Annotated in this window: 13 protein-coding genes; 6 read left to right on the top strand and 7 right to left on the bottom strand. The window is 71.8% G+C overall.

The window, feature by feature from the left end:
• Positions 1 to 39 precede the first annotated feature (39 nt).
• Both AB0N81_RS05625 and AB0N81_RS05620 read left to right on the top strand, forming a co-directional pair.
• The gene (locus AB0N81_RS05625) at positions 40 to 1,773 is read left to right on the top strand and encodes an ABC transporter ATP-binding protein (RefSeq protein WP_365355956.1); all 1,734 of its coding nucleotides are present in this window, start codon (positions 40 to 42) and stop codon (positions 1,771 to 1,773) included.
• A 23-nt stretch (positions 1,774 to 1,796) separates the two neighbouring features.
• Complete coding sequence (locus AB0N81_RS05620) at positions 1,797 to 3,695, top strand: ABC transporter ATP-binding protein (protein ID WP_365356369.1); 1,899 nt, start codon at positions 1,797 to 1,799, stop codon at positions 3,693 to 3,695.
• A 34-nt stretch (positions 3,696 to 3,729) separates the two neighbouring features.
• On the opposite strand, the gene AB0N81_RS05615 is transcribed toward AB0N81_RS05620, so the two are convergent.
• The 5 genes from AB0N81_RS05615 to AB0N81_RS05595 all read right to left on the bottom strand — a co-directional run bounded on the left by AB0N81_RS05615 (position 3,730) and on the right by AB0N81_RS05595 (position 10,883).
• The gene (locus AB0N81_RS05615; protein ID WP_365355954.1) at positions 3,730 to 5,037 is read right to left on the bottom strand and encodes an RNA polymerase sigma factor; all 1,308 of its coding nucleotides are present in this window, start codon (positions 5,035 to 5,037) and stop codon (positions 3,730 to 3,732) included.
• Between the two features lie 140 nt (positions 5,038 to 5,177).
• Entirely contained in the window at positions 5,178 to 7,076 is a 1,899-nt protein-coding gene (dnaG, locus tag AB0N81_RS05610; RefSeq protein ID WP_365355953.1) for a DNA primase, read from the bottom strand.
• A gap of 44 nt (positions 7,077 to 7,120) precedes the next feature.
• Positions 7,121 to 8,383: an FAD-dependent oxidoreductase gene (locus AB0N81_RS05605; RefSeq protein ID WP_365355952.1), complete on the bottom strand. Its 1,263-nt coding sequence runs from the start codon at positions 8,381 to 8,383 to the stop codon at positions 7,121 to 7,123.
• A gap of 177 nt (positions 8,384 to 8,560) precedes the next feature.
• A complete protein-coding gene (locus AB0N81_RS05600) occupies positions 8,561 to 9,931 on the bottom strand; it encodes a deoxyguanosinetriphosphate triphosphohydrolase (protein WP_365355951.1) in 1,371 nt (456 codons plus the stop codon).
• A gap of 61 nt (positions 9,932 to 9,992) precedes the next feature.
• Entirely contained in the window at positions 9,993 to 10,883 is an 891-nt protein-coding gene (locus AB0N81_RS05595) for a sirohydrochlorin chelatase (RefSeq protein WP_365355949.1), read from the bottom strand.
• 232 nt (positions 10,884 to 11,115) lie between these two features.
• Here AB0N81_RS05595 and AB0N81_RS05590 point away from each other — a divergent pair, with 232 nt between their 5' ends.
• Both AB0N81_RS05590 and AB0N81_RS05585 read left to right on the top strand, forming a co-directional pair.
• Positions 11,116 to 11,880, top strand: coding sequence for an ElyC/SanA/YdcF family protein (locus AB0N81_RS05590; RefSeq protein ID WP_365355947.1), 765 nt, complete (start codon positions 11,116 to 11,118; stop codon positions 11,878 to 11,880).
• 140 nt (positions 11,881 to 12,020) lie between these two features.
• Positions 12,021 to 14,126 (top strand): molybdopterin oxidoreductase family protein, encoded by a 2,106-nt coding sequence (locus AB0N81_RS05585; protein ID WP_365355946.1) that lies wholly within the window; start codon positions 12,021 to 12,023, stop codon positions 14,124 to 14,126.
• 59 nt (positions 14,127 to 14,185) lie between these two features.
• Here the strand turns inward: AB0N81_RS05585 and AB0N81_RS05580 are convergent, their stop codons facing one another.
• Both AB0N81_RS05580 and cutA read right to left on the bottom strand, forming a co-directional pair.
• Entirely contained in the window at positions 14,186 to 14,476 is a 291-nt protein-coding gene (locus AB0N81_RS05580) for a DUF6355 family natural product biosynthesis protein (protein ID WP_365355945.1), read from the bottom strand.
• Between the two features lie 304 nt (positions 14,477 to 14,780).
• Positions 14,781 to 15,116, bottom strand: a complete 336-nt coding sequence (gene cutA / locus AB0N81_RS05575) for a divalent-cation tolerance protein CutA (RefSeq protein ID WP_365355943.1) — start codon at positions 15,114 to 15,116, stop codon at positions 14,781 to 14,783.
• Positions 15,117 to 15,341: 225 nt separating this feature from the next.
• On the opposite strand from cutA, the gene AB0N81_RS05570 reads away from it, so the two are divergent.
• A complete protein-coding gene (locus AB0N81_RS05570) occupies positions 15,342 to 16,052 on the top strand; it encodes a hypothetical protein (RefSeq protein WP_365355942.1) in 711 nt (236 codons plus the stop codon).
• Positions 16,052 to 17,383, top strand: a complete 1,332-nt coding sequence (locus AB0N81_RS05565; RefSeq protein ID WP_365355940.1) for a HAMP domain-containing sensor histidine kinase — start codon at positions 16,052 to 16,054, stop codon at positions 17,381 to 17,383. The genes AB0N81_RS05570 and AB0N81_RS05565 overlap by 1 nt, the downstream gene beginning before the upstream one ends.
• The last annotated feature ends 47 nt before the right edge of the window (positions 17,384 to 17,430 follow it).

The raw sequence follows: 17,430 nt of genomic DNA, 5'->3' as shown, positions 1-17,430 counted from the left end.
CGACCCCTCGCCGACACCCGACTCCTCGAGAGACCGAGCGTGCTCATACGACTCCTGCGGACATACCTGCGTCCGTACCAGAAACCCATCGTCCTGCTGGTGCTGCTGCAGTTCCTGCAGACCTGCGCCGCGCTCTATCTGCCCAGCCTCAACGCCGACATCATTGACAACGGTGTCGTCGAGGGCGACACGGGATACATCCTCGGCTTCGGCGGCATCATGATCGCCGTCACCGTCGTGCAGATGGTCTGCAACATCGGCGCCGTCTTCTACGGCGCGCGGACCGCCGCCGCCCTCGGCCGCGACGTGCGGGCCGCCGTCTTCGACCGCGTGCAGTCCTTCTCCGCGCGCGAGGTGGGCCAGTTCGGCGCCCCGTCGCTGATCACGCGGACCACCAATGACGTCCAGCAGGTGCAGATGCTGGTCCTGATGTCGTTCACACTGATGGTGTCGGCGCCCATCATGTGCGTCGGCGGCATCGTGATGGCGCTCGGCCTGGACGTGCCGCTGTCCACGGTCCTCGTCGCCGTCGTGCCCGTTCTCGGCATCAGCGTCAGCCTCATCGTGCGGCGGCTCCGGCCGCTCTTCCGCACCATGCAGGAGCGGCTCGACACCGTGAACCGCGTGCTGCGCGAGCAGATCACCGGCAACCGCGTCATCCGCGCCTTCGTCCGGGACGACTACGAGAAGGAGCGCTTCAGGAAGGCCAACGCCGACCTGACCGACGTCTCGCTCGGCTCCGGCAAGCTGCTCGCGCTGATGTTCCCGATCGTCATGACCGTCGTGAACATCTCCTCGATCGCGGTGGTGTGGTTCGGCGCGCACCGCATCGACAGCGGCGGCATGCAGATCGGCGCGCTCACCGCGTTCCTCGCCTATCTGATGCAGATCGTGATGTCCGTGATGATGGCCACCTTCATGTTCATGATGGTGCCGCGCGCGGAGGTCTGTGCCGAGCGCATCGAGGAGGTCCTGGACACCGACAGCAGCGTGGTGCCCCCGGCCGCCCCGGTGCGCGAACTGCGCAGCCACGGCCACCTGGAGATCCGGGACGCGGGCTTCCGCTACCCGGGCGCCGAGGAGCCCGTCCTCAAGTCCGTCCACCTGGTCGCCCGCCCCGGCGAGACGACGGCGGTCATCGGGTCGACCGGCAGCGGCAAGTCGACGCTGCTCAGCCTCGTGCCGCGGCTCATCGACGCGACCGAGGGCGAGGTGCTGGTCGGCGGCGTGGACGTGGGCACCGTCGATCCCGTACTGCTCGCGAAGACCGTGAGCCTCGTCCCGCAGAAGCCGTACCTGTTCGCCGGCACCGTGGCCACCAACCTGCGCTACGGCAACCCGGACGCCACCGACGAGGAGCTGTGGCACGCCCTTGAGGTCGCCCAGGCCAAGGAGTTCGTCCAGAGCCTGGAGGAGGGCCTGGACGCGCCGATCTCGCAGGGCGGCACCAACGTGTCCGGTGGCCAGCGCCAGCGCCTCTCCATCGCGCGCACCCTCGTCCAGCGCCCGGAGATCTACCTCTTCGACGACTCGTTCTCCGCGCTCGACTACGCCACCGACGCCGCGCTGCGGTCCGCGCTCGGCCGCGAGACCGCCGAGGCGACCGTCGTCATCGTCGCCCAGCGCGTGTCGACCATCCGGGACGCCGACCGCATCGTGGTCCTCGACGAGGGCCGGGTCGTGGGCACGGGACGCCATCACGAGCTGATGGAGAGCAACGAGACCTACCGGGAGATCGTCCTCTCCCAGCTGACGGAAGCGGAGGCCGCGTAATGCCCCCTGGCATCGGTGGACCGATGATGGGGCCGGACTCCCGGTCCATGGACTTCAAGGGCTCCGGCAGGCGACTGCTCGCGCAGTTCAGGCCCGAACGGGCCACGATGTACGGGATGCTCGTCGCCGGCGTCCTGAGCGTCGCGCTCTCCGTGCTCGGCCCGAAGATCCTCGGCCGCGCGACCGACCTGCTCTTCGCGGGCATCGTCGGCCGTGACATGCCCGAGGGAACGACGAAGGAACAGGCCCTCGACGGCCTGCGCGCCAAGGGCGAGGGCGGCATGGCCGACATGCTCTCCGGCGTCGACTTCACGCCCGGCGAGGGCATCGACTTCGGCGCGGTGGGCGAGGTCCTGCTGCTCGCGCTCGGCACGTTCGTGGTGGCGGGCCTGCTGATGGCCGTGGCGACGCGGCTGTCGAACCGCGCCATCAACAGCACCGTCTTCCGGCTGCGCGGCGACGTACAGGCGAAGCTGTCGCGGCTCCCGCTGTCGTACTTCGACAAGCGGCAGCGCGGCGAGGTGCTGAGCCGCGCCACGAACGACATCGACAACATCAACCAGACGCTGCAGCAGACGATGGGCCAGCTCATCAACTCGCTGCTGACCATCATCGGCGTCCTGGTGATGATGTTCTGGGTGTCGCCGCTGCTCGCGCTGGTGGCGCTGGTCACCGTGCCGCTGTCGTTCTTCGTGGCGACGAAGGTCGGCAAGCGGTCGCAGCCGCAGTTCGTGCAGCAGTGGAAGACCACCGGCACGCTCAACGCCCACGTCGAGGAGATGTACACCGGGCACACCCTGGTGAAGGTGTTCGGGCGGCAGGAGGAGTCCGCGAAGGCGTTCGCCGAGCAGAACGAGCAGCTGTACGAGGCCGGGTTCAAGGCGCAGTTCAACAGCGGTGTCATGCAGCCGCTGATGTTCTTCGTCTCGAACCTCAACTACGTGCTGGTCGCCGTGGTGGGCGGTCTGCGGGTGGCCTCCGGGTCGCTGTCGATCGGTGACGTGCAGGCCTTCATCCAGTACTCGCGGCAGTTCTCGATGCCGCTCACGCAGGTCGCCTCCATGGCGAACCTCGTACAGTCGGGTGTCGCGTCCGCCGAGCGGATCTTCGAGATCCTCGACGCGGAGGAGCAGGAGGCCGACCCGGTGCCCGGCGAGCGGCCCGAGAAGCTGCGCGGGCGCGTCGGGATGGACCACGTGTCCTTCCGCTACGACAAGGACAAGCCGCTCATCGAGGACCTCTCCCTGGTCGTCGAGCCGGGCCACACGGTCGCCATCGTCGGGCCGACGGGCGCGGGCAAGACCACGCTGGTCAACCTGCTGATGCGGTTCTACGAAGTGACCGGTGGGCGCATCACCCTGGACGGCGTCGACATCGCCGGGATGTCGCGGGAGGAACTGCGGGCCGGGATCGGCATGGTGCTCCAGGACACCTGGCTGTTCGGCGGCACCATCGCGGAGAACATCGCGTACGGCGCGGCGAAGGACGTCACGCGCGAGGAGATCGAGGAGGCGGCGCGCGCCGCCCACGCCGACCGCTTCGTGCGGACACTTCCCGACGGTTACGACACCGTGATCGACGACGACGGCACGGGCGTGAGCGCGGGCGAGAAGCAGCTCATCACCATCGCGCGGGCGTTCCTCTCCGATCCGGTGATCCTGGTGCTCGACGAGGCGACGAGCTCCGTCGACACCCGCACCGAGGTGCTGATCCAGAAGGCGATGGCCCGGCTCGCGCACGGGCGCACGTCGTTCGTGATCGCGCACCGGCTCTCCACCATCCGGGACGCGGACACGATCCTGGTGATGGAGAACGGTTCGATCGTGGAGCAGGGCACCCACGATGCCCTGCTGGCGGCGGACGGGGCGTACGCGCGTCTGTACGCGGCTCAGTTCGCGCAGGCCGTCGCGGAGGTCGACTGAGGAGCCGTGGGGCCCGGGTCCGCGGACCCGGGCCTCAGTCCAGGTAGCCCCTCAGCTGGTCCGCGAACGCGTGGTCCCGCAGCTTGTTGAGGGTCTTGGACTCGATCTGGCGGATGCGTTCGCGGGTCACCCCGAAGATCCGGCCGATCTCCTCCAGGGTGCGGGGCCTGCCGTCCGCGAGGCCGTAGCGGAGCTGTACAACCTTGCGTTCGCGTTCGCCGAGCGTGGAGAGGACCGCTTCCAGGTGCTCGCGGAGCAGCAGGAACGCCGCCGATTCCACGGGGCTCGTGGCGTCGCCGTCCTCGATGAGGTCGCCGAGCGCGACGTCGTCCTCCTCGCCGACGGGGGCGTGCAGCGACACGGGTTCCTGGGCCAGGCGCAGGACTTCGCTGACGCGCTCGTGCGGGAGGTCCAGATGGGCGCCGACCTCTTCGGGCGTGGGTTCGTACCCTCGCTCCTGGAGCATGCGCCGCTGGACGCGTACGACACGGTTGATGAGCTCCACGACGTGCACGGGCACGCGGATCGTGCGGGCCTGGTCCGCGAGGGCGCGGGACATGGCCTGGCGTATCCACCAGGTCGCGTACGTGGAGAACTTGTAGCCCCGGGCGTAGTCGAACTTCTCGACCGCCCTGATCAGGCCGAGGTTTCCCTCCTGGACCAGGTCGAGCATGGTGAGCCCGCGGCCCACGTACCGCTTGGCGACGGAGACGACCAGGCGGAGGTTGGCCTCGATGAGGCGGCGCTTGGCCATCCGGCCCATGACGACCAGCTTGTCCAGGTCCAGGGCGAGTTGGGAGTCCAGGTCGGGGGTGCTGCTCAGCTTCTCCTCGGCGAAGAGGCCGGCCTCGACGGCGCGGGCCAGCTCCACCTCCTCCGCCGCGGTGAGCAGCGGAATCCGCCCGATCTCGCGCAGGTACTGGCGGAACAGGTCGGACGAGGGGCCGCTGGTGTCGGCGCGGCTGCGAGGGGTGGGCAGGTCGAGGGTCTCGGGCTCCAGCGCCTCGGGGGCGTCGTCCCGGGGTTCGGCGGTTTCGGGGGTCTGTGCCGCTTCGGGGGCCGCTTCCCGTGCTTCCAGGGTTTCCGGGTGCCGGGTGGCTCGGCTCTGGGGCGGGACCGACTCCAGGACGTTCGTATCCGCATCCGCGCGCGCGGCGGTGTCGGTCTGGGTGAGGGTCTGGGTCTGCACGGGGGCGACCTCCAGGGTGATCGCTGCTGAGGCGTGCGGCAACGGGAGAGGGACGACGGCCTCGCCGCTGTCCGTCCCGGACACGATGTGTGGAACCGCGGATGTGTCGGACCCGCTGTCTGCGGGTCGGCCGCGCTCCGAGGACTCAGGCACCGGAACCCAGTGTGGGGCACGACACACGGCCGCCACGAGGGGCGTGCGGTGACTTTTTGAGTCCGGTCCGTGACCGCTTGGTTACCCGACGGGTAACCCTCGGCGCCCGGGACGAACCCCGGACGGCCCGCCGACTCGCCTCAGAGCGCGTCCGCGCCCCGCTCGCGGAGCGCCTGGCCGTACTGCTGGAGGACCCACAACTCGCTCTGGACGGCGGCCAGGTGCTGGGGATCGCCGCCCGCGCCGAGGCGGGCGAGGCTGCCCTGGACGTCGCGGATGCGGCGGTCGACGGCGCGCAGCCTGACCTGGACCAGCTGCATGCCCGCGTACATCTCGTCGACGGTCTTGCGCAGGATCGCCTCGACGGCGAGCTCGGTGACCATGGAGCGGACCGCGTCGTCGGGCGCCGCGTCGCGGACGCGGACGAGGTACTCCTGCGGGTCCTGCGCGCCCTGTTCGGCGCCGCCCGCCTCCTCGATGGCGCGGCGCACCGCGGCGTAGGGCGGGGCGGTGAACTCGTCCAGGCCGTACGCGTCGAAGGCCGGGGAGACCAACTGCGGGTACTGCAGGGCGAGTTTGATCAGCTCGCGCTCGGTGCGGTGGGCGGGGCTGCGCAGGTTGAGGGCGGGGCCGCTGAAGCCCTGCGACGCGGTCTCGTACGCCGGGGAGGAGCGCTGGGGGGCCGGGGCGGGGCCCCTGCCGCCGCGGTCGCGGGCCCAGCGGGCCAGCTGGGCGACGCGCTTGACGACGAACTGCGTGTCGAGGATGCCGAGCATGCCGGCGAGCTGCACGGCGACCTCGTGCTGCGCGCCGCTGTTCTTGATGCGGGCCACCACGGGGGCGGCCTCGTCCAGGGCGGCGGCGCGGCCCGCGGGGGTCTCCAGGTCGTACCGGGAGACGATCTGGCGGAGTGCGAACTCGAAGAGCGGCGTGCGCGGTTCGACCAGGTCGGCGACCGCGGCGTCGCCCTTGGCGAGGCGCAGGTCGCAGGGGTCCATGCCGTCGGGGGCGATCGCGATGTACGTCTCGGCGGCGAACTTCTGGTCGTCCTCGAAGGCGCGCAGGGCGGCCTTCTGGCCGGCCGCGTCACCGTCGAAGGTGAAGATCACCCGGGCCGAGCCGTTGTCCATCAGGAGGCGGCGGAGGATCTTGATGTGGTCGCCGCCGAAGGCCGTGCCGCAGGTCGCGATGGCGGTGGTGATGCCCGCGAGGTGGCAGGCCATCACGTCGGTGTAGCCCTCGACGACGACGGCGCGGCTGGACTTGGCGATCTCCTTCTTGGCGAGATCGATGCCGTACAGGACCTGGGACTTCTTGTAGATCGGCGTCTCGGGCGTGTTCAGGTACTTCGGGCCGTTGTCGTCGTCGCGGAGCTTGCGGGCGCCGAAGCCGACCACTTCGCCGCCGATGTCGCGGATCGGCCACATGAGGCGGCCGCGGAAGCGGTCGATGGGGCCGCGGCGGCCCTCCTGGGAGAGGCCGGAGAGGGTCAGCTCCTTGTCGCTGAAGCCCTTGCCGCGCAGATAGCGGGTGAGGTGGTCCCAGCCCGCGGGGCTGTAGCCCACGCCGAAGTGCGCGGCCGCGGCCTGGTCGAAGCCGCGCTCGGCGAGGAACTTGCGGCCGATCTCGGCCTCGGCGCTCTCCAGCTGGTCCACGTAGAACTGGGCGGCGATCTTGTGGGCCTCGACGAGGCGGATGCGCTCGCCGCGCTGGTGCGAGGGGTTGTACCCGCCCTCTTCGTAGCGCAGCGTGATGCCTGCCTGGGCGGCGAGGCGCTCGACCGTCTCGGAGAACGTGAGGTGGTCGATCTTCATCACGAAGGCGATCGTGTCGCCGCCTTCCTGGCAGCCGAAGCAGTGGAAGAGACCCTTGCTCGGGCTGACCTGGAAGGACGGTGACTTCTCGTCGTGGAAGGGGCACAGACCCTTGAGGTTTCCACCCCCCGCGTTGCGCAGCTGGAGGTAGTCGGAGACCACGGCGTCGATCGGGACCGCGTCCCGAACCGCCTTCACGTCCTCGTCATTGATCCTGCCTGCCACGTACGAATACTACGGCTCGCCTGTGACACTCCCGTCCGGCCCGGTCACGTCAGGAGCGACGCCAGGGGGGTCGACGGGTCCGCGAGGGCGTCGGGGTCGGGGCGGGCGCCCCGCAGGATGAGCTGCTGGATCGGCTCCGTGACGTCCCACACATTCACGTTCATGCCCGCGAGGACCTGTCCCTCGCGCAGCCAGAAGGCGATGAACTCGCGCTTGCCGGCGTCACCGCGGACCACCACTTGGTCGTACGCGCCCGGGGGCGCCCAGCCCGAGTACTCCATGCCCACGTCGTACTGGTCGGAGAAGAAGTAGGGCACACGGTCGTACGTGACGTCCTGGCCGAGCATGGCGCGGGCCGCGGCGGGGCCTCCGTTGAGGGCGTTGGCCCAGTGCTCCACGCGGAACCTCGTGTCGAAGAGCGCGTGGCGGACGGCGGCCACGTCGCCCGCCGCGTGGATGTCGGGGTCGGAGGTGCGCAGCGACGCGTCGACGGCGATGCCGCCCCCGTCGGCGCGGTCGGCCAGGTCGAGGCCCGCGGACTCGGCGAGGGCCGTGCGCGGGGCCGCGCCGATCGCGGCCAGCACGTCGTGCGCGGGGTGCTCCTCTCCGTCGTCGGTGCGGGCGGCGAGGACCATGCCGTCCTGGCCGACGATCTCGGTGAGCCGGGCACCGAAGTGGAAGCGGACGCCGTGCTCGGCGTGCAGGTCGGCGAAGACCTGGCCGATCTCGGGGCCGAGGACGCCGTGCAGCGGGGTCGGCTCGGGCTCGACGACGGTGACCTCCGCGCCGTACTCCCGGGCGGCCGCCGCGATCTCCAGGCCGATCCAGCCGGCGCCCGCGATCACCAGGTGGCCGTTGTCCCTGCCCAGGGCGGCCAGGACGTGGCGGAGGCGGTCGGCGTGCGCGAGGCGGCGCAGGTGGTGGACGCCCGCGAGGTCCGTGCCCGGGACGTCGAGGCGGCGGGGCTCGGCGCCGGTGACCAGCAGCAGTTTGTCGTAGCGGATGACGGTGCCGTCGCCCAGGCGCACGGCCTTCGCCGCACGGTCGACGGCGACGACGGTCTGGCCCAGGTGCAGCTCGATGTCCGCCTGCGCGTACCACCCCGGTTCGTGGACGAAGACGCTGTCGCGCTCCTCCTTGCCCAGGAGGTACCCCTTGGACAGGGGCGGGCGCTCGTAGGGGTGGTCACGCTCGTCGCCGATGAGGATCACCCGGCCGGTGAACCCTTCGGAGCGGAGCGTCTCGGCCGCCTTGGCGCCGGCCAGCCCTCCTCCGACAATGACGAACGTCTGATCCGCGTCGACCACTTGATGCCTCCTTGCCCGGGGTACCGGGGATGTCCCCCGGAAGAACACAGCGTTGCCCTTCGGCCTTGCCGCAACAGGGAGCGTCCCGCACAGAGCGTGATGGGGGAAGGGGGCGTGGCTCCGACTGGCCACATTTCGTCACGCCCTGTGGTCACTCCATGGTCACTTACCGTCGTTTCACCGGGGTCTCGCCGTCAGTCGGGTGTGCAGGGCGCGGGCCGCCGCGTCGGTGAGGGACGCGATCTGGTCGACCACGACGCGCTGGGTGGCACGGTCGTCGGGAGCCGCGTCGTACAGCGCCCGGAACTGCGGGTCGAGCCCGTCGGGGGCGCGGGTGGTGAGCGCCTCCGCGAGCTCGGCGACGACGATGCGCTGGTCGGCGCGGAGCCGCTCCTGGGCTGGGCGCTGCATCACATAGCGGTCGGCGACGGCCTTGAGCACGGCGCATTCGTGCCGCGCCTGGCGGGGGACGACGAGCTCGGCGGCGTACCGCGTGAGGGAGCCCGGGCCGAACCGCGCGCGGGTGGCGGTCTCCGCGGCCAGGCAGAAGCGGCCGATGAGCTGGCTTGTGGCGTCCTTCAACCGGGCCTGGGCGACGGCCGAGCCGTCGTACCCGTGCGGCCACCAGTCCTGGTCCAGGAGGCGGTCGAGTGCCTGGGCGAGCTCTTCGGGGTCGGTGTCCGAAGGGACGTAGCGGCCGAGCGCCACGGCGTAGATGTCCTGCCGCTCGGGCTCCGCGTGCAGCGCGTTCGGATCGATGTGTCCGGCGTGCAGGCCGTCTTCGAAGTCGTGGACCGAGTACGCGACGTCGTCCGACCAGTCCATGATCTGTGCCTCGAAACAGATGCGCTGTCCCGGAGCCTCCTTGCGGACCCAGTCGAAGACGGGCCTGTCGTCTTCGTAGACACCGAATTTGGGGGACGCCGGGTCGGCCGGGCGGCCGCCGCGCGGCCAGGGGTACTTGGTGGCGGCGTCGAGGGCGGCGCGCGTGAGGTTGAGGCCGACGCTGACGAGGTCACCGGAGGACTCGGAGCGGACGAAGCGCTTCGGCTCGATGCGGGTGAGGAGCCTGAGCGACTGGGCGTTGCCCTCGAAACCTCCGCAGTCGGCCGCCACTTCGTTCAGCGCCTGCTCTCCGTTGTGTCCGAACGGGGGGTGCCCGAGGTCGTGGGAGAGGCAGGCCATCTCGACCAGGTCGGGGTCGCAGCCCAGGGCGGCGCCCAGCTCGCGGCCCACCTGGGCGCACTCCAGAGAGTGCGTCAGACGGGTGCGGGCGCTGGCGTCCCAGGCCTGGCTCCTGGTGCCGGGCGTGACGACCTGGGTCTTGCCCGCGAGGCGGCGCAGCGCAGCGGAGTGCAGGACGCGCGCGCGGTCGCGCTGGAAGGCCGTGCGCCCCGGCCTCTTGTCGGGCTCGGCGGCCCACCGCTCGACGGCTGCTTCGTCGTATGCGGAGTAGGCGGTGGGGGCGGTGGGGGCGGAGCAGGCGTTGTCGGCAGTGCGGGTCTCGGGGTGGGCCTCGGGTCGCGCGTTCGGTGCTGTGCCTTCCATGCACCGACAGTAGACGCAAGCAGTGACAAACAGGGATCTGGCCCCTTGGATTCAGCCTCCGTCAGACGCTGGTCAGGCGACGCTGCGGGGCCGGTGCCGGTGCGGTGCGTGCCTGGTCGCGTGCCTGGTCGCGTGCTCGGTCGCGTGCCTGGTCGTAGCGGTGCAGGACGAGCCGGGCGAGCGCCGCGTGGGGGCCGAGGGGGGCGGCGGCGATCCAGGGAGCCGCGGCGGCGCTCTGGGTGGCGAAGCGGCCGGGTGCGGTGAAGTAGGCGGCGACGGCGGTGCGCGTCCGTCCGGCCGCGGCCAGGGCTTCGAGCGCTTCCGGCACGGTGCGGGGGCAGGCCGCGGTGGGCGCCGCGTAGGCCGGGAGTACGGGGACGCCCAGGCGTTCGGCGAGCAGTTCGGCGGCGGTCTCCGTGTCGGCGGCCGACTCCGGGTCGCGGGAGCCCGCGGCGGCGAGGACCACCGCGTGCCCGCGTCGCGCCCCCGCGCCCCGGGGCCGCTCCGGCCAGCCGGCCTGGACGAGCCGGGCGTGCAGGGCTTCGGCGAGCAGTGGGTGGGGGCCGAGCGGGGCGGCGACGCGGATGTCGAGGTGGGGGGCGCCCGCCGCGGCCGCCGGTATGTCGCGCTTGACGTGCTGGCCACGGCCGAGGAGCAGCGGCACGAGCACCGCGGAGCCGGGGCGCTGCGCGGCGAGGGTGTCGGTGAGCAGCGGCTCGTTCAGCTCGATGTGGCCGAGGCGGACGGTGAGGCCGGGGCGTTGCTCACGGATCCGCTCGGCGAGGGCCGTGACGGTGGTGAGGGCGCGCGGGTCGCGGCTGCCGTGGGCGACGAGGACGAGTGTGGGGCTGAGCTGGGTGCCGAGCCGGCTGGTGATGCGGTCCATGATCTGCGCCGTACTGTCGAGGTGAGTGCTGCCGGACTCGTCGTGAAGAGGGTTCGACGGCGTCATGAACCGAGGATGGCCGGGACACATTGCGGACGCGTTGCGCGGTCGTGACGACTGTTTTCATCGGGCTCACGGTGGGCTGCGGGGCGCTGTCAGGGTTGGGTCGGGGTGGTGTCGGGGTGCTGTCGGGGGTGTTTCGGGGGCATGGGTCGCTGACGTGGCCCGCGGGGGCCGTTTACGGTTGTGGCATTGATCGGATCGGGGGAGATCCGGCGGGCACGGGGGCGGATCACTGATGGAAAGACATGGGGACGGGGCGCGGAGGCTGTCGGGGCCGTCGTGGGCGCGGTCGTCGTGGGCGCGGTCGTCGTGGGCGCGCAAGCCGGACTGGTTGCGGCTGCCGCGCTCGCGGCGGGGACAGCGGCGGGCCGTGCAGGCGGTGATGGCGCTGTGCGTCCTCGCGCTGCTGCCCGCGACCTGGCTGTTCGTGACGACGGACGACAAGGTGGGCACGGTCGCGGAAGCGCCGCGCACCCGGGTCGCGGTGGTCTTCGGCGCCGGACTGTGGAAGGGCGAGCCGTCGCCCTATCTGGCGCACCGGCTCGACGCGGCGGCGGAGTTGTACCGTGCGGGGCGGATAGAGGTCGTGCTCGTCACGGGCGACAACAGCCGCGAGGAGTACGACGAGCCGGACGCCATGCGCGCCTATCTGAAGAAGCACGGCGTGCCGGGCCGCCGCATAGTGAGTGACTACGCCGGATTCGACACGTGGGACTCCTGCGTCCGCGCCAAGAAGATCTTCGGCGTGGACCGGGCGGTGCTGATCAGCCAGGGCTTCCACATACGCAGGGCGGTCGCGCTGTGCGACGCGGCGGGCGTGTCGTCGTACGGGGTGGCGGTGGACGCCGTGCACGACACGACCTGGTACTACGGCGGCGCGCGGGAGATATTCGCGGCGGGCAAGGCGGCGCTCGACGCGACGTTCCGCCCGGACCCCCACTTCCTGGGCCCCCGCGAACCGGGCGTGGCCCAAGCCCTGACGACACACCGCACCCCCTGAGGAGCGCGGGGAACTGCGCGACCAGCCCAAAGCAACCCGGAAAGGTCTCACCGCAGGGTGCGGGTGGCACTGAGGTGGGGTTACCGCACGCGTAACACGCGGGCGCAGGACACGTAACAAGCCCACCGCACGCTGACCCCATGCACTCCACGGCGACTTCGACCCACTGTCCGTACTGCGCGCTGCAATGCGGGATGGGCCTCACCAACGGCCCCCGAGGAGTGGAGGTCGTCGAGCGGCCGGGGTTCCCCGTCAACAAGGGGGCCTTGTGCGGCAAGGGCCGCACGGCTCCCGCCGTGCTCTCCTCCCGGGTGCGCCTGACGGAGCCGCTCGTCCGGTCCCACGCCACGGGCGAGCTCGCGCCGGCCACCTGGGAGGAGGCGCTCGACCGGATCGCCGACGAGCTGTCCCGCGCGCGTGCGGAACACGGCGCGGACGCGTGCGGGGTGTTCGGCGGGGGCGGTCTGACGAATGAGAAGGCGTACGCGCTGGGCAAGTTCGCCCGGGTGGCGCTCGGCACGTCGCAGATCGACTACAACGGACGGTTCTGCATGTCGTCGGCCGCGGCCGCCGGGCAGCGGGCGTTCGGGCTCGACCGGGGGCTGCCGTTCCCGCTGGAGGACATCCCGCGCACCGGCTGCGTGATCCTCGTCGGGTCGAACCTCGCCGAGACGATGCCGCCCGCCCTGAGGTATCTGACCGAGCTCAGGGCGAACGGCGGCACGCTGATCGTCGTGGACCCCCGGCGGACCCGGACCGCCGAGCAGGCCGACCTGCACCTGGCGCCGCGGCCCGGCACGGACCTCGCCCTGGCGCTCGGGCTGCTGCACCTGGTCGTGGCGGAGGGCCGTACGGACGAGGCGTACATCGAGGAGCGGACGAGCGGATGGGAGGAGGCACGGGCGGCGGCGATGGCGCACTGGCCGGAGCACGTCGAGCGGATCACCGGTGTGGCGGTGCCCCAACTGCGGGACGCCGTGCGGATGTTCTGCGACGCGGATGCCGCGATGGTGCTCACCGCGCGTGGGCCGGAGCAGCAGTCCAAGGGCACGGACACGGTGGGGGCGTGGATCAATCTGTGCCTCGCCACGGGGCGGGCCGGGCAGCCGCTGTCCGGGTACGGCTGTCTGACAGGGCAAGGCAATGGCCAGGGAGGGCGTGAACACGGCCAGAAGGCGGACCAGTTGCCGGGTTACCGCAAGCTGACCGACTCGGCGGCGCGGGCCCATGTGGCGGAGGTCTGGGGTGTGCACCCGGACTCCCTGCCGGGGCCCGGAAGGTCGGCGTACGAGCTGCTCGACGCGCTGGGCGGGGACATCAAGACGTTGCTCCTGATGGGTTCCAACCCGGTCGTCTCCGCGCCGCGTGCCGCGCACGTGGAGGAGCGGCTGCGGTCGCTCGACTTCCTCGCGGTGGCGGACGTGGTGATGTCCGAGACGGCTCAACTGGCGGATGTGGTGCTGCCGGTGACGCAGTGGGCCGAGGAGACGGGGACGGTGACGAATCTGGAGGGGCGGGTGCTGCTGCGGCGGCAGGCGGTGTCCGCGCCGGCCGGGGTCCGCAGTGACCTGGAGGTCCTGCACGGAATCGCGGAGCGGCTCGGCCACGGGAAGGGGTTCCCCACCGAACCGGAGGAGGTCTTCGAGGAGTTGCGCAGGGCGAGCGCGGGCGGGGCCGCGGACTACTCGGGGATCAGCTATGAGCGGCTGAGGGAGAACGACGGGGAGGGGGTGTTCTGGCCGTGCCCGGCGGGCCCGGAGGCCGAAGGCATGCCGCGGTTGTTCCTCGACCGGTTCGCGACCGAGGACGGGCGGGCGCGGTTCGTGCCGGTGGTGCACCGGGCTGCCGCGGAGGAGACGGACGAGGAGTATCCCGTGCTGCTCACCACGGGGCGGGTGCTCGCGCAGTACCAGTCCGGGGCCCAGACGCGGCGCGTCGACGAGCTCAACTCCGCTGCTCCGGGGCCCTTCGTGGAGCTGCATCCGCGGCTCGCCGCGCGTCTGGGGGTCGGGGAGGACGATCCGGTCGCCGTCGTCTCACGGCGGGGCCGCGCGGTGGCTCCGGCGCGGGTCACGACGGCGATCCGCGCCGACACGGTCTTCATGCCGTTCCACTGGCCGGGCGAGGGGCGGGCCAACACCCTGACGCATCCGGCGTTGGATCCGGTGTCACGGATGCCGGAGTTCAAGGTGTGCGCGGTGCGGCTGGAACGACTGGAACGGCTGGAACCGGTGGAGCTGCCGTGAGGTGGTGGAGCGGGCCCGGGGTCGAGGTCCGGGCCCGCGGTCGTACGAGGAGGCGGAGGTCAGCAGGTGCGGCCGATGTACCAGGCGCCGTCCACGTCACTGGCCTCGTCGATCCAGGTGACGCCAGGACCCACGCACTTGATGGTGTTGGGGCCCCAGTCGTCGATCTCGATCAGGATCTTCGAGCCGTCGCTCGTGCAGTGGTTGTAGTAGGCGTCGGTGTGGGTCTCGTAGAACCCGCACGGGTTCTGGATGGCCGCCGGTGAGGCCGAGGCCGAGGACGTCAGGGACATCCCGAGGCCGAGGGCCAGGGCGCCGATGACGGCCGGGAGGGAACGACGAACTCGCATAGGGCGATTCCTTCAGGGACAGGGTGCTCACGCACCGCCGCGCACACCAGAAGGTGCACACGGAGAGCTTGACGTCGCTCACTGTGCGTAGTCACGTCAACTCGCTCGCACGAGTGGTTCGTATCACCAGATCGGGTGCATGGGGGTTTGAGCTGCGAATTTGCCCTGGTGGGGCCAACAGTGCGGCGTGGGGAGGGAGTTGCCTCTGGGAGTTACCTCGCCGCTCCCGGGCTCCTCGACGAGGTAGGGGTAGCCGGGCCCTCATGGAGGACCGCGTCCGGCAGCCGGGCCGTGACGCGCCGGGTCACTCGGCGGTCTCCCGCTCCACCCACTCCAGGTAGGCCGCGCTGCCCCGCACCACCGGGGTCGCGATGATCTCCGGGGTGTCGTAGTCGTGGGCGGCGTGGAGCCATGCCTCCAGGGCGGCGTAGCGGCCGGGCGTCGTCTTGAACAGCACCTGCCACTCCTGGGTGGTCTCGAGCGCGCCTTCCCACCGGTACACGGACGTGACGGGTCCGGCGATCTGCGCGCAGGCCGCGACGCGCGCCCGCACCGCGCCGCCCGCGAGGTCCCGCGCCTTGTCCTCGGCGTCCGTCGTGGTCAGTACGGTCAGCACCCGCACCTTCGGTTCGTCGTCCATACGCCGATTGTGCACAGCGGCGTCCAGAGGCGAGCGCCCAGGCCGAAGGTCCTGAACATAGCGGTATGGGGCTTCTTGGACGTAGCTGTTACACAATCTCCCGTTTTCCGTGATGAGCGGTTTCTACCTTCGGGAGCGGTGGCCGGTCCGGCCCTTCCGCCGAATCCCCGGTGCGGCCCCTGGACCGGCCACCACCAGCCCCCTCACGTGACGGTCAGCCACTCCATGAATCCCATGTCCCGCCGCCCGCTCCTCCTGGGCGCCGCATCCTTCGCCGCCCTGGCGGCCCTCGCGCTCACCGGGTGCGGCGGCGCGGACGGTCTCGGCCCCGGTGACGCCGCGCCGTCCGTCTCCGTGCAGCCACGCCCCGAGGCGGTGTGGCCCGCCTGGTCGGGGAAGTCGTCGCGGTCGCCCGGCGCCGAGGCCGCCACGCGCCAGCCGCCGCCGAGGGCGTTGCGGGGGCTGCCGAAGGTCGGTTCCGCAGGGCTCGCCTCGCTGGACGTCCGCGCGGTCCTGCGGGCCGATCCCCGCACGAAGCCGCTCGCCGGCCGCGGGATGATCGACCGCCCGGGGCGGGCCGGGCTGCGGCCGCCGATGTTCCTGGACCTGACCGGCGACAAGAAGCCCGAGATGCTCGTGGCCGCCGACCTGGAGAGCGGGCGGTCCGTCGTGGCCGTCTACACCGAGCGCGACGGCAAGGTCTTCCCGATCCTGCTCACCTCCGGCAGGAACGTGAGCGTGGAGACGATCGGCCCGGACCTGCTGGTGCGCACCTCGTGCTCGGAGGGCGGCGAGCAGGCCGTGCGCTTCCACTGGGACGGCGCGCGGATGTCCACGGTCAGCGACATCAAGAACTACAAGAAGCCGCCCCGGCCGACCGACACGCGTGAGCCCGTGCCCGGTGATTCCGGGTCGCCGTCCCCAGGAGGCCCTTGATGCCGCGCGGGCGAGCCGTGGCCGGAGCGCGTGCCGCGCTCAACGGTCTCAACGGTCTCAACGGTCTCAACGGTCTCGGGCTGCGCTGGAAGATCGCCGCGCTACTCGCGGCGGGCTGCGCCGTGGTCGCCGTCGCCATCGGCCTGCTCGTCCACCACGCCCGGCTCGACCAGGTCTCCGCGGGCGCCCGCTCGGGAGCGGTGGCACAGCTCGTCCGCGTGCGGCAGCTGTACGAGCTGACGGGACAGGTCGACCGGAGCGACACGGACTCCGCCGTCGACGACCCCGCACTCCCCGCCGGGCTGCGGCGGGCCGCGCTGGCCGGGCAGCGCACCACCTACCTCGACATGGCGTCGGACGACCCGTGCGTCTGGGCGGCGCGACCGGTCGGCGACCACCCCCGCCACGTCCTGTCCGTCCGCGAGCCGTTGCGCGCGCAGGCGGCCGAGATGGCCGACTTCGACCGGCGGCTGCTGATCTCGGGTGCCGTCGTCGTGGGCCTCGCCGCGCTCGGCGGGGCGGGTCTGTCGAGCAGGCTCAGCCGCGAGCTGCGCACCGCGGCCGCCATCGCGCGCCGCATCAGCCGGGGTGACCTCGACGCCCGCATCGACCACCCGCGCCCGCCCGGGGTGCGGCACGGCAGGGACGAGGTGGCCGAACTGGCCACCGCCGTCGACACGATGGCCGCGTCCCTGCAGCAGCGTCTGGAGGCCGAGCAGCGCTTCACCGCGGACGTCGCCCACGAGCTGCGCACTCCGCTGACCGGTCTGCACACGGCGGCCGAGCTGCTGCCGGCGGGCCGCCCGACCGAGCTCGTGCGGGACCGGGTCCACGCCCTGCGGACCCTCACGGAGGATCTGCTCGAAGTGGCGCGTCTCGACGCGGAGGTGGAGAAGCCGGATCTGGCGGTGCACCCGCTGGGGCGCCTCGTCGAGACGATCGCGGAGCGTGCGGGCAGCGGTTCGGGGGCCGGTTTCGTCGCGCGGGGCACGGACGCGGCGTACGACACGTTCGTGCGGACGGACGCGCGCCGCCTGGAGCGGATTCTCACCAACCTGGTCGGCAACGCCCGCAAGCACGGCGGCGACCCGGTCGAGGTGCGGGTCGACGGTGCCGGGGTCGTGGTCCGCGACCACGGGCCCGGGTTCCCGGCGCACCTTCTCCGGGACGGCCCGCGGCGCTTCCAGACCGGCGCGCGGGAGCGCGGGCAGGGCACCGGGCTCGGTCTGACCATCGCGTTCGGCCAGGCCCAGGTGATCGGGGCCCGCGTGGATCTCGCCAACGCGGCGGACGGCGGCGCGGTGGCGGTGGTGCGCCTGCCGTCGGCGTGAGAGTGGGTCCGGCCCGCGGTCGGGCGTGGGGGTGGGTCCGGCCCTCC

Origin of the sequence: Streptomyces sp. NPDC093510 (assembly GCF_040683555.1) — a bacterium.
Classification (GTDB): domain Bacteria; phylum Actinomycetota; class Actinomycetes; order Streptomycetales; family Streptomycetaceae; genus Streptomyces.
This window is presented reverse-complemented; position numbering and strand designations above follow the sequence as displayed.

Excerpts from the sequence above, each read along its gene's own strand:
- AB0N81_RS05620 (WP_365356369.1), top strand. The coding sequence starts at position 1,797 with ATGATGGGGCCGGACTCCCGGTCCATGGACTTCAAGGGCTCCGGCAGG.
- AB0N81_RS05600 (WP_365355951.1), bottom strand. The coding sequence starts at position 9,931 with ATGGAAGGCACAGCACCGAACGCGCGACCCGAGGCCCACCCCGAGACC.
- AB0N81_RS05595 (WP_365355949.1), bottom strand. The coding sequence starts at position 10,883 with ATGACGCCGTCGAACCCTCTTCACGACGAGTCCGGCAGCACTCACCTC.
- AB0N81_RS05590 (WP_365355947.1), top strand. The coding sequence starts at position 11,116 with ATGGAAAGACATGGGGACGGGGCGCGGAGGCTGTCGGGGCCGTCGTGG.
- AB0N81_RS05585 (WP_365355946.1), top strand. The coding sequence starts at position 12,021 with ATGCACTCCACGGCGACTTCGACCCACTGTCCGTACTGCGCGCTGCAA.
- AB0N81_RS05580 (WP_365355945.1), bottom strand. The coding sequence starts at position 14,476 with ATGCGAGTTCGTCGTTCCCTCCCGGCCGTCATCGGCGCCCTGGCCCTC.
- cutA (WP_365355943.1), bottom strand. The coding sequence starts at position 15,116 with ATGGACGACGAACCGAAGGTGCGGGTGCTGACCGTACTGACCACGACG.
- AB0N81_RS05570 (WP_365355942.1), top strand. The coding sequence starts at position 15,342 with ATGAATCCCATGTCCCGCCGCCCGCTCCTCCTGGGCGCCGCATCCTTC.
- AB0N81_RS05565 (WP_365355940.1), top strand. The coding sequence starts at position 16,052 with ATGCCGCGCGGGCGAGCCGTGGCCGGAGCGCGTGCCGCGCTCAACGGT.